The sequence below is a fragment of the Prevotella sp. AM42-24 genome (assembly GCF_003461825.1).
Classification (GTDB): Bacteria; Bacteroidota; Bacteroidia; order Bacteroidales; family Bacteroidaceae; genus Prevotella; species Prevotella hominis.
Window position 1 is genome coordinate 1 of the sequence record NZ_QTXV01000174.1, and the last position, 884, is coordinate 884.

Genomic DNA, 884 nt, shown 5'->3' on the forward strand with positions numbered 1-884 from the left:
GTGGTATGCGCATAGTCGAGTGTGAAAGTGCCGCCCAAGGAGTTGGTGACAGACTTCAACATGTTTGTCCTGCCAATGGCAGAGCGTGTAACCTTTAACTCGCTTTCCTTCTCAGACTCAACGATGTCAAGATAGCCGTCACCGTCCACATCCTGCAAAGAATATGTAGGGCGGTTGATGCTATGAGAGGTAGAAGCACCAGGATTGGTTGAAATCTTGATGCTTATGACAGGAATGTTGATGGTCAAAGTGAACGCTGCATTTGCTGACTCTGATGTTGATGCAGATTCACTGAGCGCACTTGCACCCTTCCAACTGATAGGCTCGTCAAAGCCGTTACCAGTGTTGAGGGCAACAATGATACCATGGTCGCTCTTCCATACCTTGTCTGGAAGGCCATCGGAGTTGATGTCGATAAGATTGTATTCCTCCTCACTTTCAGAGGTTACGATGCCAAAGCCTGCTGAGAAACTGCCGGAGGCCTTGTTTATCGACTGCTTTGTGCTCTTATTTTGGGTAGTTCCCCAACCAAAATCTTCCCCTGCACCTGCACCAAAATTATAGGAAAGAGACTTACCGCCTTGGATGCGGTCCAGCCCCCAGTCAACAGGCTCAGTGAAGGCATAGCCAAGGTTCAGTTTTACTTTCTTGTCTGAAAGAATCTTGTCGGGAAGTCCATCGCCATTGATGTCAATGAAAGATTCAACTGCCTCATCCGTATTCTTTGGCGCACTGCCAGAAATGGAGAATTGAGCCAGCCATGCAGTCTGCTGGTTCAGTATGGTTGCCTTGCCCTTGGAGATTAGATTTGTGATGCTTGACGCTGAAGCCACAGGGTTACCGCCATATCCCCATGCCTGTGAAGCATTGTCGGAGTTGCTGGA

The 884-nt window shown here is 48.6% G+C and carries 1 protein-coding gene; it reads right to left on the reverse strand.

Going from position 1 to position 884, the window contains the following annotated elements:
- A partial coding sequence (locus tag DW917_RS18005) for a toxin TcdB middle/N-terminal domain-containing protein (RefSeq protein ID WP_233524828.1) occupies nt 1–884 on the reverse strand: 884 nt, incomplete at both ends.